The sequence below is a fragment of the Muricoccus radiodurans genome (assembly GCF_050154705.1).
In the GTDB taxonomy this organism is placed as follows: domain Bacteria; phylum Pseudomonadota; class Alphaproteobacteria; order Acetobacterales; family Acetobacteraceae; genus Roseomonas; species Roseomonas radiodurans.
On the sequence record NZ_CP189561.1, the window covers coordinates 5,164,135 to 5,182,292 of the forward strand.

15 protein-coding genes are annotated in these 18,158 nt (G+C 72.5%); 11 read left to right on the forward strand and 4 right to left on the reverse strand.

All coding sequences use genetic code 11. The annotated features are described in order from the left end of the window. Window positions 1-4 precede the first annotated feature (4 nt). From glgX to ACP6CK_RS23995, 5 genes are all read left to right on the forward strand, one after another. A complete protein-coding gene (glgX, locus tag ACP6CK_RS23975) occupies window positions 5-2,134 on the forward strand; it encodes a glycogen debranching protein GlgX (RefSeq protein ID WP_426955844.1) in 2,130 nt (709 codons plus the stop codon). Next, window positions 2,127-3,887: a malto-oligosyltrehalose trehalohydrolase gene (gene treZ, locus ACP6CK_RS23980; protein ID WP_426955845.1), complete on the forward strand. Its 1,761-nt coding sequence runs from the start codon at window positions 2,127-2,129 to the stop codon at window positions 3,885-3,887. Before glgX ends, treZ begins: the two co-directional genes overlap by 8 nt. Further along, window positions 3,884-5,914, forward strand: coding sequence for a 4-alpha-glucanotransferase (gene malQ, locus ACP6CK_RS23985; RefSeq protein ID WP_426955846.1), 2,031 nt, complete (start codon window positions 3,884-3,886; stop codon window positions 5,912-5,914). Before treZ ends, malQ begins: the two co-directional genes overlap by 4 nt. Beyond that, window positions 5,911-8,715 carry a malto-oligosyltrehalose synthase gene (gene treY / locus ACP6CK_RS23990; RefSeq protein WP_426955847.1) on the forward strand — a complete coding sequence of 935 codons (2,805 nt, stop codon included), beginning with the start codon at window positions 5,911-5,913 and terminating at the stop codon, window positions 8,713-8,715. Before malQ ends, treY begins: the two co-directional genes overlap by 4 nt. Before the next feature lie 93 nt (window positions 8,716-8,808). Further along, entirely contained in the window at window positions 8,809-10,251 is a 1,443-nt protein-coding gene (locus ACP6CK_RS23995; RefSeq protein ID WP_426955848.1) for a sensor histidine kinase, read from the forward strand. On the opposite strand, the gene ACP6CK_RS24000 is transcribed toward ACP6CK_RS23995, so the two are convergent. From ACP6CK_RS24000 to ubiA, 3 genes are all read right to left on the reverse strand, one after another. Beyond that, entirely contained in the window at window positions 10,189-10,635 is a 447-nt protein-coding gene (locus ACP6CK_RS24000; RefSeq protein ID WP_426955849.1) for a response regulator, read from the reverse strand. The two genes, ACP6CK_RS23995 and ACP6CK_RS24000, sit on opposite strands and share 63 nt — an antisense overlap. Before the next feature lie 122 nt (window positions 10,636-10,757). Then, complete coding sequence (locus tag ACP6CK_RS24005) at window positions 10,758-11,411, reverse strand: class I SAM-dependent methyltransferase (RefSeq protein ID WP_426955850.1); 654 nt, start codon at window positions 11,409-11,411, stop codon at window positions 10,758-10,760. Then, window positions 11,408-12,307 carry a 4-hydroxybenzoate octaprenyltransferase gene (ubiA, locus tag ACP6CK_RS24010; protein WP_426955851.1) on the reverse strand — a complete coding sequence of 300 codons (900 nt, stop codon included), beginning with the start codon at window positions 12,305-12,307 and terminating at the stop codon, window positions 11,408-11,410. The genes ACP6CK_RS24005 and ubiA overlap by 4 nt, the downstream gene beginning before the upstream one ends. A gap of 27 nt (window positions 12,308-12,334) precedes the next feature. Between ubiA and ACP6CK_RS24015 the strand changes: the two genes are divergently transcribed. The 4 genes from ACP6CK_RS24015 to ACP6CK_RS24030 all read left to right on the forward strand — a co-directional run bounded on the left by ACP6CK_RS24015 (window position 12,335) and on the right by ACP6CK_RS24030 (window position 15,819). Continuing rightward, on the forward strand, window positions 12,335-13,081 hold the full coding sequence (locus ACP6CK_RS24015) for a 16S rRNA (uracil(1498)-N(3))-methyltransferase (protein ID WP_426955852.1): 747 nt from the start codon (window positions 12,335-12,337) through the stop codon (window positions 13,079-13,081). Between the two features lie 6 nt (window positions 13,082-13,087). Then, window positions 13,088-14,434 (forward strand): glutamate--cysteine ligase, encoded by a 1,347-nt coding sequence (locus ACP6CK_RS24020; RefSeq protein ID WP_426955853.1) that lies wholly within the window; start codon window positions 13,088-13,090, stop codon window positions 14,432-14,434. A gap of 87 nt (window positions 14,435-14,521) precedes the next feature. Next, window positions 14,522-15,028, forward strand: coding sequence for a CinA family protein (locus ACP6CK_RS24025; RefSeq protein ID WP_426955854.1), 507 nt, complete (start codon window positions 14,522-14,524; stop codon window positions 15,026-15,028). 38 nt (window positions 15,029-15,066) lie between these two features. Beyond that, window positions 15,067-15,819: a creatininase family protein gene (locus tag ACP6CK_RS24030; RefSeq protein ID WP_426955855.1), complete on the forward strand. Its 753-nt coding sequence runs from the start codon at window positions 15,067-15,069 to the stop codon at window positions 15,817-15,819. Window positions 15,820-15,850: 31 nt separating this feature from the next. Here ACP6CK_RS24030 and ACP6CK_RS24035 read toward each other — a convergent pair whose 3' ends face one another. After that, window positions 15,851-16,705: a prephenate dehydratase gene (locus ACP6CK_RS24035; RefSeq protein ID WP_426955856.1), complete on the reverse strand. Its 855-nt coding sequence runs from the start codon at window positions 16,703-16,705 to the stop codon at window positions 15,851-15,853. 125 nt (window positions 16,706-16,830) lie between these two features. Between ACP6CK_RS24035 and ACP6CK_RS24040 the strand changes: the two genes are divergently transcribed. Together ACP6CK_RS24040 and ACP6CK_RS24045 are read left to right on the forward strand one after the other, a co-directional pair. Next, window positions 16,831-17,361: a c-type cytochrome gene (locus tag ACP6CK_RS24040; protein ID WP_426955857.1), complete on the forward strand. Its 531-nt coding sequence runs from the start codon at window positions 16,831-16,833 to the stop codon at window positions 17,359-17,361. A gap of 9 nt (window positions 17,362-17,370) precedes the next feature. Further along, the gene (locus ACP6CK_RS24045; RefSeq protein WP_426955858.1) at window positions 17,371-18,150 is read left to right on the forward strand and encodes an inositol monophosphatase family protein; all 780 of its coding nucleotides are present in this window, start codon (window positions 17,371-17,373) and stop codon (window positions 18,148-18,150) included. The last annotated feature ends 8 nt before the right edge of the window (window positions 18,151-18,158 follow it).

Below are 18,158 nucleotides of genomic sequence, written 5' to 3' on the forward strand. Positions count from 1 at the left end.
CCACATGCCGACCGCGCCGAACCGCCTGGAACCCGGGCTGCCCTATCCGCTGGGCGCCCGCTGGGACGGGCTCGGCGTGAACTTCGCCGTCTTCTCCGCCCATGCCGAGCGGATCGAGCTCTGTATCTTCAACACGGGCGGCCGGCGGGAGATCGCCCGCTACGACCTGCCGGAGTGCACCGACGAGATCTGGCACGGCTACCTGCCCGATGCGGGTCCCGGCACCGTCTACGGCTACCGCGCGCATGGTCCCTATGAGCCGCTGAAGGGCCACCGCTTCAACCCGACGAAGCTCCTGCTGGACCCCTATGCACGGCAGCTGGTCGGCAGCGTCGCCTGGTCGGACGCGCTGTTCGGCTACCGCGTCGGCAGCAACCGCGCGGACCTCGGCATGGATCGCCGCGACAGCGCGGCCGCCATGCCGAAGGCGATGGTGGTGGACGAGAACGTGGACTGGGGCGACGACCGCCACCCCAACCGCCCCTGGTGCGACACCGTCATCTATGAGGCGCATCTGAAGGGTCTGACCCGGCTGCACCCGGACCTGCCGGGGCCGGTGCGCGGCACCTTCCAGGCGCTCGGGCATCCGCGGGTGATCGAGCACCTCGTGCGCCTGGGCGTCACGGCGGTGGAGCTGCTGCCGGTGCACGCCTTCCTGCAGGATCGCTTCCTGGTGGAGAAGGGGCTGACGAACTACTGGGGTTATTCGACCCTTTCCTTCTTCGCGCCGGAGCCGGCCTATCTCGCCACCGGCGGGTTGCAGGAGATCCGCGCCGCCGTGCGCCGCCTGCACGCGGCGGGGATCGAGGTGATCCTGGACGTGGTGTACAACCACACCTGCGAGGGGTCGGAGATGGGGCCGACCCTGTCTTGGCGCGGGCTGGACCACGCGTCCTACTACCGGCTGCTGCCGGAAGACCCGCGGCGCTGCATCAACGACACTGGCACCGGCAACACGGTGAACATGTCGCATCCCCGCGTCATCCAGATGGTGACGGACAGCCTGCGCTACTGGGTCGAGTCCTTCCGCGTGGACGGTTTCCGCTTCGACCTCGGCTCCGTCCTGGGCCGTGAGACGACGGGCTTCGACCCGGGGTCGGGCTTCTTCGACGCGCTGCGTCAGGACCCCGTGCTGTCCCGCGTGAAGCTCATCTCCGAGCCCTGGGACATCGGTCCCGGCGGCTACCAGCTCGGCAACCATCCGCCCGGCTTCGCGGAGTGGAATGACCGTTTCCGCGACGGCATCCGCCGCTTCTGGAAGGGGGACGAGGGGATGCGGTCCGACCTTGCCGCGCGCCTCACCGGCTCCGCCGAGCTGTTCGACCGCCGCAAGCGCCGCCCCTGGGCGAGCGTGAACTACGTCGCCTCCCATGACGGCTACACGCTGCATGACCTCGTGACCTATGCCGAGCGCCACAACGAGGCGAATGGCGAGGACAACCGCGACGGCCACGGCGACAACCACAACGGCAACTGGGGCGCCGAGGGTGAGACCGACGACCCCGAGATCAACGACACCCGCAGCCGGCTGAAGCGCGCGCTGCTGGCGACCGTCTTCTTCTCCGCCGGCACGCCCATGCTGCTGGCGGGTGACGAGATGAGCCGTACCCAGAACGGCAACAACAACGCCTATTGCCAGGACAACGAGATCTCCTGGCTGGACTGGGCGCGCGCCGCCACGCCGGAGGCGCAGGCGCTGATCGACTACACCGCGCGCCTGATCCGGCTGCGCCATCGCCTGACGCCGCTGCGGCCCTCCCACTTCCCGCACGGCCAGTCGCAGCCGGTGCCCGGGCTGCAGGACACCCAGTGGTTCGACCAGATGGGCGAGCCGATGACGCCAGAGGCCTGGGGGAATCCGGTGGCCAAGACCTTCGCCATGCTGCGCGCCGATCCCGCGGAATCCGGCGGCGCCGATACCGTGCTGCTGCTGATGAACGCCGACAGCGCCGACCAGCCCTTCACCTTGCCGCCCACCGGACGGAACTGGTGCGTCCTGCTGGACAGCGCGAACCCCGCCGACGAGGAGCGCATGCTGGACGAGGAGGAGGCGACCGTGACCGTGGGCGCGCGCTCCGTCGTGCTGCTCTGGGCGCGGCTGGACCGGGTGGAGGTCCCGGCGGACGATGCCTGACGCCCTCTGGGGTCCGGTCCTGCGGCCGGATGGGGCGACGTTCCGTCTCTGGGCGCCCTCGGCCGAGGGCGCGGCGCTGGAGGTGGAGGGCCGCGACCCCGTACCGATGCGCGCGGCGGGAGACGGGTGGTTCACGGCGGACGCGCCTGCCCGTCCGGGTGACCGTTATCGCTTCCGGCTGGCCGACGGGCTCCAGGTTCCGGACCCCGCCTCACGCGCCCAGGCCGAGGACGTGCATGGCCCCTCCGTCCTGGTGGACCACGACGGCTACCGCTGGCGCCATGACGGCTGGCGCGGCCGACCCTGGCACGAGACGGTGCTGTACGAGCTTCATGTCGGGGCCTGCGGCGGCTTCGCCGGCGTGCGCGCGATGCTGCCGCGCCTCCGCGACCTCGGCGTCACGGCCGTGGAGCTGATGCCGGTCGCCGATTTTCCGGGGGCGCGGAACTGGGGCTATGACGGGGTCCTGCCCTTCGCGCCCGACGCCGCCTATGGCACGCCGCAGGAGCTGAAGGCGCTGGTGGACGAGGCGCACGGCCTCGGCCTCTCCGTCTTCCTGGACTGCGTCTTCAACCATTTCGGGCCGGACGGCGCCTATCTCCACGCCTACGCCAAGCCGTTCTTCGATGAGGGCATCCACACGCCCTGGGGCGCGGCGATCGACTTCGCCCGCCCGGAGGTCCGCGCCTTCTTCGAGGAATGCGCGATCATGTGGCTCCGCGACTACCGCATGGACGGGCTGCGGCTGGATGCCGTGCACGCCATCGCCGACCAGCCCTGGCTGGACGTCCTCGCCCGCCGCATCCGCGCCGAGGTCACGGGTCGCGAGGTCCACCTCGTCCTGGAGAACGAGGGCAACACCGCGTCCAAGCTCGCGCCCGATCTCTTCGACGCGCAGTGGAACGATGACGGGCACAACGTCCTTCACCCGCTGCTGACCGGCGAGCGCGAGGGCTATTACGAGGACTTCCACGGCGACGGCGCCCGCAAGCTCGCGCGCGTGCTGGAGCAGGGATTCCTCTTCCAGGGCGAGGAGATGCCGCATCTCGGCCGCCCGCGCGGCGAGCCCTCCGCACATCTGCCGCCGACGGCCTTCGTGCTCTTTCTTCAGAACCACGACCAGGTGGGCAACCGCGCACTCGGGGAACGCCTCTCCGCCCTGGCGCATCCGGAGGCGCTGCGCGCCGCGGCCGCGCTGCTCCTGCTCGGCCCGCAGATCCCGATGCTCTTCATGGGCGAGGAGTGGGGCGCGACGGCGCCTTTCCTCTTCTTCACCGCCTTCCCCGACAAGTTCCTTGCCGATGCCGTGCGGGAAGGGCGGCGGAAGGAGTTCGCCCACTTCGCCGCCTTTCGCGATCCGGCGTCCCGCGAGCGCATCCCCGACCCGAACGCAGAAGCCACCTTCACCGCCTCCATCCCTGATCCGTCCGAGGCCGTGCGCGCACCGCACGACGCCGTGCTGGCGCTGCACCGGGAGCTGCTCGCGCTGCGCCACGCCGAGATCGTCCCGCGCCTGCGCGGCGCGCGGGCGGCGGGGGCGGAAGCGGTCGGAGAGGCCGCCGTTCTCGCGCGCTGGACGATGGGCGACGGCGCGGTGCTGACCATCGCCGCGAATCTCGGCGCCGCACCGGCTTCGGCGCGGGCGGCCGATGCACGGGTGCTGTTCGAAACGGCATCCGGCGCGGCCGATTCCCTCGCAACCGGCACGCTGCCGCCGCGCTCCACCGTCGTTCTTCTCGGGCCCGCCGCATGAGTGACCACGACCTTCGCGACCTCGCCGAGGCCGCCGGAATCGCCGTTCGCTGGCGCGACGTGAACGGGCGGGACAATGACGTCGGGCCGGACGCGATGCGTGCCATCCTCGCGGCGCTGGACCTGCCCGCCGACAACGCGGAGGCGGTGCGCGAGAGCCGCGCGCGGCTGCGCGAGGCCGAAGCGGGCCTGCCGCCCCTCTGCACCGCGATCGCGGGCCAGCCCGTGCTGCTCGGCCTGCCCGACGAGCCCGATTACCGCCTGACCCTGGAGGACGGTTCGCTGCACGGCGGCCAGGCGCGGCAGCAGGACGGGCTCTGCACCCTGCCGGCGGTGGACGTGCCCGGCTACCACCGCCTGGAGATCGGCGACCACGTCACCACCCTTGCCGTCTGCCCGCCCGCCTGCCACGGCATCGCGGCGGGGGAGCGGCCCTGGGGCCTCGCCGTGCAGCTCTATGGCCCGCGCCGCCCCGGCGATGGCGGGATCGGCGATTTCACCGGCCTCGCGCAGCTCGCGCGAAGCGCGGCCTCCCGCGGGGCGCAGGCGATCGCCATCAGCCCGGTGCACGCGCAGTTCTCCGCCGATCCGGAGCGCTTCTCCCCCTACGCGCCCTCATCGCGCCTCTTCCTGAACGTGCTGCACGCCGATCCCGCCTCGCTGGGAGGGGCGGCGCTGCGGGACGCGCTCGCCCGGACCGGATTGTCCGGGGAGTTCGCGCGCCTGGAAGCCCTCGATCTCGTGGACTGGCCCGCCGCGGCGCGGATGCGACTGCGCCTCTTCCGCACGATGTTCGACGCCTGGCCCGGTGATCCCGCCTTCGACCGTTTCCGCGCCGAGGGCGGCGAGGCGCTGGAGAGCCATGCCCGCTTCGAGGCGCTGCACGCCCATCTCTACGGACAGAGCCCGGACCGCTGGCATTGGTCGAGCTGGCCGGAGGAATACCGCACGCCGGACTCTCCGGGGGTGGAGCGCTTCGCGGCGGCGCACGCGAAGGAGGTGGCCTTCCACGCCTTCCTGCAATGGATCGCCGATCGCGGCCTCTCGGCCGCGCAGGCGGCGGCGCGGGATGGCGGCATGGGCATCGGCCTGATCGCCGACCTGGCCGTGGGCACCGATGGCGGCGGCAGCCATGGCTGGTCGCGGCAGCGGGACATCCTGCCCGGCCTCGGCGTCGGCGCGCCGCCGGACATCTTCTCGCCGCTCGGCCAGTCCTGGGGCATCGCCGCCTTCTCGCCGCGGGGATTGCGGGACGGCGGCTACGCGGCCTTCCTGGAGATGCTGCGCGCCGCGATGCGCCACGCCGGCGGCGTGCGGATCGACCATGTGATGGGGCTCGCCCGGCTCTGGCTCGTGCCCCACGGGCAGGACGCGACGGGGGGCGCCTACCTTCACTTCCCCGTGCAGGACATGCTCCGCCTCGTCGCGCTGGAATCGCAGCGCCACCGCGCGGTCGTGGTGGGCGAGGATCTCGGCACGTTGCCCGAGGGCTTTCGGGAGCGGCTGGACGAGACGGGCATCATGGGCCTGCGCGTGCTGTACTTCGAGCAGCGCGACGGCCGCTTCATCGCGCCGCGCCACTGGTCGCCCGGCGCCGTCGCCGTCACGACCACCCATGACCTGCCGACGGTCGCCGGATGGTGGCGCGGCCGGGACATCGAGTGGCGCGTGGAGCTGGGGCGGCTGGGCGAGAATGCCGATGGCGCGCCCCAGCGCGAGGAACGGGAGCGCGACCGCGAGAATCTCTGGACGGCGATGCGCGAGAGCGGCGCGGCCGAAGGCCCGCCCCCGCCGCCGGAGGCGGGAGAGGCGGTCGCGACCGTCGCCGCCCGCCATGTCGGTTCGGCCGCCTGCCGCCTCGCCCTTCTGCCGGTCGAGGATGCGCTGGCCCTGACCGAGGCCCCGAACCTGCCCGGCACCACCGAGGGCCATCCGAACTGGCGCCGGCGCCTGCCCGGGGAGGCGGCGACGATGCTCGATGCCCCCGAGGTCGCGGCGCGTCTCGACGCCTTCGCGCGGGCACGATGACCGCCGCGCCCGCCACGCCGCGCGCCACCGCGCGGCTGCAGTTCCACAAGGACTTCCCGCTGGATGCGGCGGTGCCGCTGGTGCCGTACTTCGCGAAGCTCGGGATCAGCCATCTCTACGCCTCGCCCATCCTGAAGGCGCGGCCCGGCTCCACCCACGGCTACGACATCGTGGACCCGAACCGCATCAATCCCGAGCTGGGCGGGGAGGAGGCGCTGGCGCGCCTCGTCGCCGCGCTGCGGGCGCACGGGATGGGCCTCATCCTCGACATCGTGCCGAACCACATGGGCGTGGGCGGGGCGGACAATGGCTGGTGGCTGGACGTGCTGGAATGGGGTCGCCAATCCCCCTTCGCCGCGTTCTTCGACATCGACTGGGACCCGCCCGACCCGGCGCTGCGCGACACGCTGCTCGCGCCCTTCCTCGGCGCACCCTATGGCACGGTGCTCGAGTCCGGCGACCTCGCGATCCATTTCGAGGCGGAGAGCGGCAAGTTCTTCGCCCGCTATTTCGAGCACCGCTTTCCCCTCGCGCCGCGCAGCTACGCCGACCTGCTGACGGCGACCGGCGACCCGATGCTGGAGGGCTTCGCCCAGACCTTCCGCTCCCTCGGCACCGCCGAGGGCGGGCGCGACGCGGTGCGGGCCGCGTCGGGCCTCGCTCTCGACATGCTCGCCCGCCACGCGGGAACGCCGGAAGGCGCCGCCCAGGTGGCGGCCATCCTCGCCGCCCATGATCCGAAGGAGGAGGTGGGCCGCGCACGGCTGCACGCGCTGCTCTCGCAGCAGAACTATCGCTTGGCCTGGTGGCGCGCCGCGACGGACGAGATCAACTGGCGCCGCTTCTTCGACGTGACCTCCCTCGCGGGCCTCCAGATCGAGCGGCCGCCGGTGTTCGAGGCGACGCACGCCCTCATCCTGAAGCTCTACGCGGACGGGCTGATCGACGGCGTGCGCGTGGACCACGTGGACGGCCTCGCCGATCCGCGCAGCTACTGCCGTAAGCTCCGCCGGCGCCTGCACGCGCTGGAAGCGCAGCGCCCCGCCGACGTCCCGCCCGGCCCCGCCCTGCTGGTCGTCGAGAAGATCCTCGCCCCGCACGAGAAGCTGCGTCGGGATTGGATGGTGGACGGCACCTCCGGCTACAACTTCATGGATGAGGTGGCCGGCGTCCTGCACGATCCCGCCGGCGCCGAGCCGCTGGCCGAACTCTGGCACCTCAACACCGGCCGTCCCCGCGACTTCGGGGAGGAGGCGCGCGAGGCCCGGCGGCAGATCCTCCGCTACAATCTCGCCTCGGAGCTGAACGGCACGGCTGCCGCGCTCCGCCGCATCGCCGACCGTGACCTCGCGACGCGCGACTTCACGCTGACCGCGATCCGCCGTGCCCTGACGGAGGTGCTGGTCCACTTCCCGGCCTATCGATCCTATCTCGGCATCGCCGGCCGTAGCGAGGCGGACCGGCGCCTGCTCGACTGGGCCATGGCGGGCGCCCGCCGCACCGTGCGCGCGACGGAGCGGCCGCTTCTTGAACTGCTCGATGCATGGCTTGGCGGCGACCCGCCGAAGGGGCTTCCGCCCGCGCAGCGCCGCGAACGCCTGCGCGCCGCCGTGCGCTTCCAGCAGCTCTCCGCCCCCGTCGCCGCCAAGTCGGTGGAGGACACGTCCTTCTACCGCTACGGCCGCCTGATCTCCCGGAACGAGGTGGGGTCCGAGCCCTCCCACTTCGCCGTCACGCCGGCCGCCTTCCACGCCGGCAGCCGGGAGCGGCAGCGCCACTTCCCGCGCGAGCTGCTGGCCACCGCGACCCATGACCACAAGCGAGGCGAGGACACGCGGGCCCGCCTCGCCGTGCTCTCGGAATTGCCGGACGAGTGGGCGACGACGCTCACCCGCTGGACCCGCCTGAACGCCGTCCTGAAGAAGGAAGTGGAGGGCGAGCCCGCCCCGGACGCCACCGACGAGATCATGCTCTACCAGACGCTGATCGGCGCCTGGCCGCTCGAGCTGGAGGCCGCGGATGAGGAGGGCGTCGCGGCGCTGATCGCCCGCGTCGCGGCCTGGCAGGAGAAGGCGCTGCGCGAGGCCAAGCGCCGCTCCGAATGGGCGGTGCCGAACGAGGCCTACGAGGCCGCCTGCCGCGACTTCCTGACCGCCATGCTCGCGCCCGACCGCCCGAGCCGGCTGCGGGAGGAGGTGGTGGCGCTCGTCCACCGCCTCTCCCCCGCCGGCGCGGTGAACGGACTGGCGCAGACGCTGCTCCGCTGCACGTCACCGGGCATTCCGGACCTCTACCAGGGGACGGAGTTCTGGGACTTCTCCATGGTGGACCCGGACAACCGACGGCCCGTGGACTTCGCGGCCCGGCAGGCGGCCTTGGACGCCGGCGAGGCCCCGGCCCCCCTGCTGCCGCACTGGAAGGACGGGCGGGTGAAGGCGGCCCTCGTCGCCCGCGCCCTCGCGCTCCGCGCCCGCCGTCCCGCCCTCTTCGCGGAGGGCGAGTACGTCCCGCTGGAGGCGGAGGGCCCCCTCGGCCCGAATCTCCTCGCCTTCGCGCGGCGTCGGGAAGGCGAGGTCGCGATCACCGCCGTGACCCGCCTTCCCGCGCGGCTGCTGGGGGAGGACGGGTTGCCGCTGGTGCCGCCCGGGGCCTGGGGCGACACCGCGCTGGTGCTGCCCCCCGCCCTGGCCGGGCTGCCGTTCCGGGACGCGCTCGCCGATGCCGCGCCCCTGCCGGAATCGGACCGGATTCCCGCCTCGGTCCTCTTCGCCCGCCTGCCGGTCGCGCTGCTCGACGCGTGAAGCGGCGGTGACTTGCCGCGCCCGCGGCCACCGCCCATGTCCCCGCCGGCCACGCCGCTGCGGCGCCGAGGACCGGCCCCGACAGGACCCGATGTGACCGCCGACACCCTTCCAGAATCCGACACCGCCCAACGCCTTGCCTGGGCGGAGGAGCGTCTGGCCTTCGCGATGGAGGCCTCGGGCCTCGTCGGGGCCTGGGACTGGGATGTCGCCGCGGATCTCGTTCACGCCGATGCCCGTTTCTGCCGCCTCTACGGGGTCGATCCGGCCCTGGGCGAGGCAGGGACGCCGGTCGCGACCTTCACGCAAGCCGTCCACCCCGATGACCTGCCGCACGTGCAGGCCGCCATCGCGACGGCGCTGGAGGCGGAGGCACCGCTGAACACGGAGTACCGGCTCCGCCAGCCCGACGGGACGGAGCGCTGGGTGCTCGTCCGCGGCCGCGCCATCCGGGACGCCGGGGGCCGGACCGTCCGCTTTCCCGGCATCGCCCTCGACATCACCGACCGGAAGGCTTCGGAGGCCGCGCTGCGCGAGAGCGAGGCGCGCTTCCGCAAGATCGCGGACACCATGCCGCAGGTCGTCTGGTCCACCCTGCCGGACGGCCACCACGACTACTACAACCGCCGCTGGTACGAGCTGACGGGCACCACCCCCGGCACGACGGATGGCGAGGGCTGGGCGGGCCTGTTCCACCCGGACGACCAGCCCCTGGCCTGGGAGCGCTGGCGCCACGCCCTGGCCACCGGCGAGCCCTACGAGGTGGAGTACCGGCTGCGCATGGCGGACGGGTCCTGGCGCTGGTTCCTCGGCCGCGCTCTGCCGGTGCGCGATGCGCAGGGGCGGATCGAGCGCTGGTTCGGCACCTGCACCGACATCCACGACATCCGCCGCGCCGCGGAGGAGCGGGAGATCCTGAGCCACGAGCTCTCCCATCGCATCAAGAACATCTTCAGCGTCACCTCCTCCCTCATCTCCCTCTCGGCCCGCGGCCATCCAGAGGCGGCGGACTTCGCCGAGGAGCTGCGCGGCCGGATCACGGCGCTGGGGCGGGCGCATGAGTTTGCCCGTCCGCACAGCGAGGACAGCCGGCCCGGCCTCGGTCGCACCACCCTGTTCGGCTTCCTGCACGACCTCCTCTCGCCCTACGCGACGCGGAAGGAGGAGCGGGTCTCGATCCAGGGGGACGACTGCATCTTCGACGATGCCGCGGCCACGCCCCTCGCGCTGCTCTTCCACGAGCTGGCCACGAACGCGGCGAAGTACGGGGCGCTGTCCAACCCCGCCGGCCGCGTTGCGATCACCGTGCGGCGGGAGGACGAGGAGATCGTCCTGTCCTGGCAGGAGCGCGGCGGCCCGCCCGTTCCCGGCCCGCCGGGGCGGGAGGGCTTCGGCACGAAGCTCGCGATGATCAGCGTACAGGGCCAGCTGGGCGGCAAGGTCAGCCGCCGCTGGCCGCCCGAGGGGCTGGAGCTAGAGACGCGGCTCTCGGCCGATGCCCTGAACCGCCGGCGGCGCGCCCGCCAGAAGGCGTAGCTCCTCCGGCGCCACCGCCTGCCTTCCGTGCCGCACCGAGAGGGCGAAGCGCACCGCCTCGTGCAGGGAGGCGTCGGTGAAGGGCTTCGGCAGGATGCCGACGGGCCCGTTCACGCCCACCCTCACCTGGCGCGGGTTGGCGGTCAGGTAGATCACCGTGGTGCCCCAGTCGCGCGCCAGATCCTCGCCCAGGGCGGAGCCGGTCGGCCCGTCCCGGAGGTTCAGGTCCACGAGGGCGAGGTCGATCCCTTCCGGCGCCGCGGCCCGGGCGGCGGCGGAGTCGGCCGCGATCGCCACCACCTCATGCCCCATGGATTCCAGGGCATGGGAGAGATCGAGGGCGATGAGCGCCTCGTCCTCCACGATCAGGACGCGTTGGGGCATGGGTGCAACCGAACCGGTGACGAGAGGGAGGGAACCCGCGAGGCAGGGGAGGGTTGCGCTCAGGCCTGCGCTGAGCGTCCGGCATGGCTTCCGGGGCACGCTGGGTTCGGAACAGCGGCCGACTATCCCGCCACCTGCCAGATCGTCACGTCCCGCAGATCCCGGTCTTCCAATTCCCGCGTCACGGGCACCGTGAAGCGGGCGAGGGCGGTCAGCCCATCCCGCGGCAGGTAGGCGCGGCCGGGATCGGCCAGCCACACCGCCGCGCCCGCCCGGGCCAGCCCGCGCAGCCAGGGAAGGATGTGGTTCGTCATCGGCGCCTCGTAGCAGACGTCACCGGCCAGCACCCGGTCCCAGCGGCAGGGAGCGCCGACCACGTCGCCCGCCGCCTCCTGCACGGCCACGCCGTTCAGCCTTGCGTTCAGGCGGGTGGCGGCATGGGCCAGCGGGTCCAGCTCCGCCGCCTCCACCTGGGCGGCGCCGGCCCGGGCGGCGGCGATCGCCGCCAATCCCCCGCCGGCGGCGAAGTCCAGCACCCGCAGCCCGGCGACCCGCGCGGGCTCGTCCAGGATCCAGCGGGCGAGGGCCTGGCTGCCGGGCCAGGCGAAGGCCCAGAAGGGCGGCTCAATGCCCTGTTCCCCGAGCCAGGTTTCGGTGGCCTGCCAGATCGGCGTGATCTCCGTGGCGAGGTGCAGCGCGACCTCCGGCACCAGGGCGGGGCGGGCGACCGCGGTCTGGGCGGTGACGAAGGCCTCCGCCTCGGCGGGACCTCTCAAATCCGGCCCAGCAGCAGCGCCGCCGCGATCAGCAGGCCCGCGTCCCGGTTCGACTTGAACAGGCGCAGGCAGAGGCCGGGATCGTGGATGTCCAACCGCCGCACCTGCCAGGAGAAGTGCAGGGCCGGCGCGAGGAGGCCGACGAGGAAAAGGGGGTTCAGCCCCGCCGCCAGGCCCGCCGCCGCCAACAGGCCGATGGTGGCGCCGAAGGCGATGCCGAGAAAGAGCGGCGTCGCCTCCCCCAGGGCCAGGGCCGATGAGCGGATGCCGACGAGCGCGTCGTCCTCCCGGTCCTGATGGGCGTAGATCGTGTCGTAGCCGAGGATCCAGCAGAAGCCGGCGGCCCAGAGGAGGAAGGCCGGCCCGTCCAGCCCGCCCGTTGCCGCCACCCAGCCCATCGGCGCCGCCCAGGAGAAGACGATCCCCAGCACCGCCTGCGGCCAGTCCGTCACCCGCTTCGCCAGAGGATAGAGGGCGATGGGGATGAGCGACGCCACCCCGAGCCAGATCGCGGCCGGCGGCAGTTGCAGCAGGATCGCCAGCCCGATCAGCAGCAGCCCCGCGAGGAAGACGAGGGCCCCGCGCGGCGTGACCGCGCCGGAGGCGAGCGGCCGTCCCGCGGTGCGCTCCACCCGCCGGTCCAGGTCGCGGTCCCAGAGGTCGTTCACCACGCAGCCGGCGCCGCGCATCACCACCGATCCGACCCCGAACAGAAAGGCCAGCCACAGCCCGCGCGCCCAGTCCGGGGCCGCCGTGGCGAAGGCCCAGGGACCGGGCAGGAAGAGCAGCCAGGACCCAATCGGCCGGTCGAGCCGCATCAGCAGGGCATAGGGGACCAGCGCGGCCGGCAGCCAGCCCGCCAACCCGTCCCGCCGGATATCGGTGTATGGAGCCACGCCCTCCCTTCCGACGGATCCATTCCCGTGTCCATCCCGCGCCTCTTCACCGAGCACGATCTCGTGGCCGGCCAGGCCGTTCCGGCCGCGCCGGGGCAGGGGCGCTACCTCGGTTCCGTCATGCGCAAGCGGGAGGGGGATAAGGTTCTTCTCTTCAACGGCCGCGATGGAGAATGGATCGCGCGCATCGAGGCGATCCGGAAGGATGATGCCGCCTTCGTGCCGGGACGACGGACACGCCAGCAGACGTCGTCGCTGGGACCCGTCCTGCTGATGGCCGCCCTCAAGCGGGAGGCGATGGAGTGGGTGGTGGAGAAGGCGACGGAACTCGGGGTCCGCGCCATCCGTCCCGTGCTGACCGCCCGCGCCGTGCCGGACCGCGTGAACCGCGCGCGCCTGATGCTCATCGCGCGGGAGGCCGCGGAGCAATCGGAGCGCCTGGACGTGCCGGAGATCGCGGAGGCCGCGCCGCTCCACGCCGTCCTCGATGCCTGGGACGGAACGCCGGTGCTGGTGGCGGCCGAGCGGCGCGCGGCGCCGCCCTTGCCCGAGGTGTTGCCGGAGGGCCCGCCGCCCGCGCTCCTGATCGGCCCGGAGGGGGGCTTCGCCGGGCCGGAACTTGACGCCCTCGTGCGGCGTCCCTTTGTTGCACTGGCCAGCCTTGGCCCGCGAATCCTGCGGGCGGAGACGGCGGCGGTCTCGGCGCTCGCCATCCTTCAGGCGTTGCGCGGAGATTGGTCAAACGCCGCGCACGCGGACCAGGGCACGGACTGAACGAAGATGTCGAATCCCGGCGAGGCCGACCTCACGCCGATCACCGCCGTGCGCGACCTGGCGGGCTGGTTCGCGGCCGGCAGCAAGCCGCGCGACGCGTGGCGCGTGGGCACGGAGCACGAGAAGATCGGCTTCCGCCGCCGCGACCTCTCGCCGCCGCCCTATGAGGGGCCGGACGGGATCGGCGCGATCCTTGAAGGGCTGGCCGCGCGGGGCTGGGAGCGGATCGAGGACAGCGGCAACCTCATCGGCCTCAAGCGCGGCCTGGCGAGCGTCTCACTCGAGCCAGGCGGGCAGTTCGAGCTCTCGGGCGCGCCGGTGGCGACGATCGGCGAGACCGAAGCGGAGCTGGCGAGCCACCTGTCGGAACTGCACGCGGTGGCGGAGCCGCTCGGCGTGTCCTTCACCGCGCTCGGCTTCCACCCGATCGCGACGCGGGAGGCGATGCCGTGGATGCCGAAATCCCGCTACGCCATCATGCGGGACTACATGCCGCGGGTCGGGGACATGGGCCTCGACATGATGCTGCGCACCTCCACCGTGCAGGCCAACCTCGACTTCGGGGAGGAGGCGGACATGGTGGAGAAGCTCCGCATCTCCCTCGCGCTGCAGCCGCTGGCGACCGCTCTCTTCGCCAATTCCCCGTTCCGGGAAGGGCAGGTGAGCGGCTACCGCACGCTGCGCGGCCATGTCTGGTCCCGCACCGATCCCGACCGCACCGGCATCCCGGAGGTCGTGTTCGAGGACGGCTTCGGCTTCGAGCGCTTCTCCGAGTTCGTGCTCGACGTGCCCATGTACTTCGTGATGCGGGAGGGACGCTTCGTGGACGCCACGAACGCCACCTTCCGGCAGTTCATGGCGGACGGCCTGCCCGGCCGTCCCGACATCCGCGCCACCATGGGCGACTGGGCGGACCACGTGACCACCGTCTTCACCGATGTCCGCCTGAAGCGCTTCCTGGAGATGCGCGGCGCCGATGTCGGATCGCCCGCCATGATCGCGGCGCTGCCCGCGCTCTGGGTCGGCCTGCTCTACGACGACGCCGCGCAGAAGGCGGCGCGCGCGCTGACGAAGGACTGGACCGTCGCCCAGATCCGCGCGACGCGGGCGGAGGTGCCGACGATCGCGCTGGACGCCACCGTTGCCGGCCTTCCGCTGCGGGAGGTGGCGCGGGACGTGCTGGCGATCGCGCGCGGCGGCCTCAAGGCGCGCGGCGGGGGCGAGGAGCGCTTCCTGGAGCCGCTGGAGCGCATTGTCGCCTCGGGCGAGACCGCCGCCGACCACTGGCTCCGCCGCAACGCCGAGGCCTGGGGCGGCGACGTCTCGCAGGTCTTCGGCGAGGCGGAGCTCTGATGGGCGCGCGCGCCGTTCCCGTTTGACGGAGACAGCGCTCGGCCGGCGGTGGTAGCCCTGGCCGGGACGGCTTCTCCGGCGGTGCCCATGCAAGACCTTCTTCCCGCGGCCGAGCGGGTCGGCGCCCTTCTCAAGGCGCGCGGCGGCACGCTCGCGGTCGCGGAGTCCAGCGCCGGCGGGCTCGTCTCGGCGGCGCTGCTCTCGGTGCCCGGTGCCAGCGCGTATTTCCAGGCCGGGGTCGTGGTCTACACCCAGGCGGTGCGGACCGAACTGCTCGGCATCACCGCGGCCGACATGGCCGGGCTTCGTCCCTCCACGGAGCCCTATGCCCGGCTGGTCGCGGAGCGCGTGCGGGACCGGCTCGGCACCACCTGGGGGATCGCGGAGACCGGGGCCACGGGACCGGCCGGCAATCGCTACGGCGACCCGGCGGGCCACGCCTGCCTTGCCGTGGCGGGGCCGGTTGAGCGGGTGAGGACGGTCGCGACCGGCAGCGCCGACCGGGCGGGCAACATGCGGGCCTTCGCGCTCGCCCTGCTGGACCTGCTCGCCCAGGCGGTCGAGGCTGCGCCAGACCCCGCCGCCCGGCCCTGAGCCGCCCGGCCGAGGGGCCGATCGCAGGGAGCGTCCGGATGCGCCAGGTCCGCCTCGAACACCTCAACACGAAGTCCTTCGGGGAGGGCGGCTTCACCACCGCCATCGTCCCGATCGGCGCCTGCGAGAGCCACGGCGACCACATGCCCTTCGGCACGGACGCCCTGACCGCGCACGCCCTGGCGATCTGCACGGCCGAGAAGCTCTCCTCCACCGTCGTGCTGCCGCCGCTGAACTTCGGGATGAGCGACCATTACCGGCACAAGCCGATCTGCATCTCGCTCTCGAACGACACGCAGATCCGCGTGCTGAAGGATATCCTGGAGTCGCTGCACCGCTGGGGCATCCACCGCGTGCTGATCCTGAACGGCCATGACGGCAACATCCCCTGCGCCGAGATCGCCGCGCGCGACCTGAAGGTGGCGCATCCCGAGATGTCCCTGGCGGTGTTCGACTGGTGGGTCGTCGTGCCGCACATGCTGCCGAAGGAGATGTTCGAGGTCTGGAACGGCTGGGGCCATGCGGGGGAGGTGGAGACCTCCATCGGCCTCAGCCTCTTCCCGGAGCTGATGGACATGAGCGGGGCGCGCGGGATGGTGCCGAAGGTGGACCCGCTGGTGAAGGAGATCTGGCTCTTCGACGAGCTGACCCGGCATGGCGCGACGGGCGCGCCGAAGAAGGGCACGAAGGAGAAGGGCGACAAGATCGCGGAGGCGGTGGTGCGCTACCTCGTGGACTACATGACGCGCTTCGAGGCGCAAGGGCTGCGGCACGATCCCGAGGAGGCGTGAGCGCCGATGAGAAAGGGGACCAGACCTTCCCCTAATCGCCGGCTTCGGCCTGCTCCGCCCGATAGGGGTGCGCGGGGTAGCAGCCGAGGATGCTCACCTCGCGGGAGAAGAAGCGCAGCTCCTCCAGCGCGCGGCGCAGCGGCGGCTGGTCGGGGTGGCCGTCCACGTCGCAGAGGAACTGCACGGCGGTGAACCGTCCGTCCAGCATGTAGGATTCGAGCTTCGTCATGTTCACGCCGTTGGTCGCGAAGCCGCCCAGCGCCTTGTAGAGCGAGGCCGGGACGGAGCGGACGCGGAAGACGAAGGTGGTGACAGAGTTTGGCGCCTCGACCGGCGGCCGCGCGGGCTCCCGCGACATGACGTAGAAGCGCGTGGTGTTGTGCGCCTCGTCCTCCACGTTCCGCTGAAGGATCTCCAGCCCGTAGATCTCGCCGGCGAGGGAGGAGGCGATGGCCGCGTCCTCCACCCCGCCGCGCTCGGCGATCAGATGGGCGGCGCCGGCGGTGTCGGCCTCGATCACCGCCCCCCAGCCGCGGTCCTTCAGCAGGTTGAGCACCTGCCCCAGCGCGACCGGATGGGAATGGGCGCGGCGGATCGTCTCCAGCGTCGCGCCCTTCGGGGCCAGGACGCAGTGCTCCACCCGCTCGTAATGCTCCCCCACCACGTGCAGGCCGGAATCGGGAAGCAGGCGGTGGATGTCCGGCACCCGGCCGGCGAGGGAGTTCTCGCAGGGCAGCATGGCGAGCTCGGCCCGCCCTTCCCGCACCGCCGCCATCGCCGCCTCGAAGGAGGGGCAGGGGAGGGTGGTCCAGCCGGGATAGGCGGCCCGGCAGGCGAGGTCGGAGTAGGCGCCGGGCAGGCCCTGGAAGGCGATGATGCGGGTCACGGGTTGTCCGAAAGCCTTCGCAACACTATGGTCCGCGGGCTTCTAGGCGAGGCGGTGGGGCGGCGCAAACGCGCCCCTGGCTGAGACGTTGGAATGCAGAACAACACGGGGTTCGGACAGGTCGGATGAGCCTGGAAGCTAACAAGGCCTTTGCCGCGGTGCTGACCGCGGGGATCACCTTCATGGTGGCCGGACTCGTCGGCAGCATCGTGGTCCACCCGCACCGGCTGGAACACGCCGCGATCCCGACGGGGGAGGTCCAGGCCGCCGCCGCGCCGGCCGCGGCCCCCGCCCTCGATCCGGTCGGGCCGCTGCTGGCCAATGCGAACGTCGATAACGGCCGCACCATCGCCAACCGGCAGTGCTCGGCCTGCCACACCTTCAACGAGGGCGGGCGCAACGCTGTGGGGCCGAACCTCTATGGCGTGGTGGGCGGGCCGCATGCCCACCGGCAGGATTTCAACTACTCCGCCGCCATGAAGGGCAAGTCCGGCGAGACCTGGGACTACGAGGCGCTGAACACCTTCCTCGCGGCTCCGTCCCGCGCCATTCCCGGCACGCGCATGGCCTTCGCCGGGCTGAACCAGGCGCAGGCGCGGGCGGACGTCATCTCCTACCTTCGCACCTTGGACGCGAACCCGAAGCCGCTGCCCTGATCCGGGCCCGTGGATGAGCTGATCGCCTCGGCGGAGGCCGCGGCCGATCTGGCGGGGGCGGCCATTCGCCCCCTGTTCCGCTCCCACCTTCTGGTGGAAGCGAAGGGCGATGCGAGCCCTGTCACCGAGGCCGACCGCGCTGCCGAGCGGGCGCTGCGCGACCATATCGCCCGCCACCATCCCGACCACGGCGTGATCGGGGAGGAGTACGGCCCCGACCGCCCGGACGCCGAATGGGTCTGGGTGCTGGATCCGATCGACGGCACCCGGGCCTTTCTGACCGGCCGTCCGCTGTTCGGGACGCTGATCGCCCTGCTGCACCGCGGCCGGCCGGTGCTGGGGATCATCGACCAGCCTGCCGGTGGGGAGCGGTGGCTCGGAGTGGAAGGCCGCCCCACCCGCTTCACCGGCCCCTTCGGCGGGACGGTGGGATGCCGGCCCTGTCCCGACCTCTCGGCCGCAGAACTGGCCTCGACCAGCCCGGACATCTTCCCACCCGGCCAGGACGGCGGCTTCCGCGCCCTGCGTGGCGCCGTGCGCCGCGTCAGCTGGGGCGGGGATTGCTATATCTACGGGCTTCTCGCCCTCGGCCTGATCGACGTGGTGGTGGATGCGACCATGAAGGTCTGGGACTGGGCCGCCCTCGTCCCGGTGGTGGAGGGGGCCGGCGGCCGCGTCACCGACCATGCCGGCCGTCCCCTGACCCTGGACTCCGACGGGACCGTGATGGCGGTCGGAGACGCTTCGTTGCTTCCCGCCGTCACGCGCCTGCTTGGCGGCGGGGCCTGAAGCCCCCA

Coding starts and splice junctions, on each gene's coding strand:
- treY (WP_426955847.1), top strand. CDS start 5,911: ATGACCGCCGCGCCCGCCACGCCGCGCGCCACCGCGCGGCTGCAGTTC.
- ACP6CK_RS24030 (WP_426955855.1), top strand. CDS start 15,067: ATGCGCCAGGTCCGCCTCGAACACCTCAACACGAAGTCCTTCGGGGAG.
- ACP6CK_RS24020 (WP_426955853.1), top strand. CDS start 13,088: ATGTCGAATCCCGGCGAGGCCGACCTCACGCCGATCACCGCCGTGCGC.
- glgX (WP_426955844.1), top strand. CDS start 5: ATGCCGACCGCGCCGAACCGCCTGGAACCCGGGCTGCCCTATCCGCTG.
- ACP6CK_RS24025 (WP_426955854.1), top strand. CDS start 14,522: ATGCAAGACCTTCTTCCCGCGGCCGAGCGGGTCGGCGCCCTTCTCAAG.
- ACP6CK_RS24000 (WP_426955849.1), bottom strand. CDS start 10,635: ATGCCCCAACGCGTCCTGATCGTGGAGGACGAGGCGCTCATCGCCCTC.
- treZ (WP_426955845.1), top strand. CDS start 2,127: ATGCCTGACGCCCTCTGGGGTCCGGTCCTGCGGCCGGATGGGGCGACG.
- malQ (WP_426955846.1), top strand. CDS start 3,884: ATGAGTGACCACGACCTTCGCGACCTCGCCGAGGCCGCCGGAATCGCC.
- ACP6CK_RS24040 (WP_426955857.1), top strand. CDS start 16,831: ATGAGCCTGGAAGCTAACAAGGCCTTTGCCGCGGTGCTGACCGCGGGG.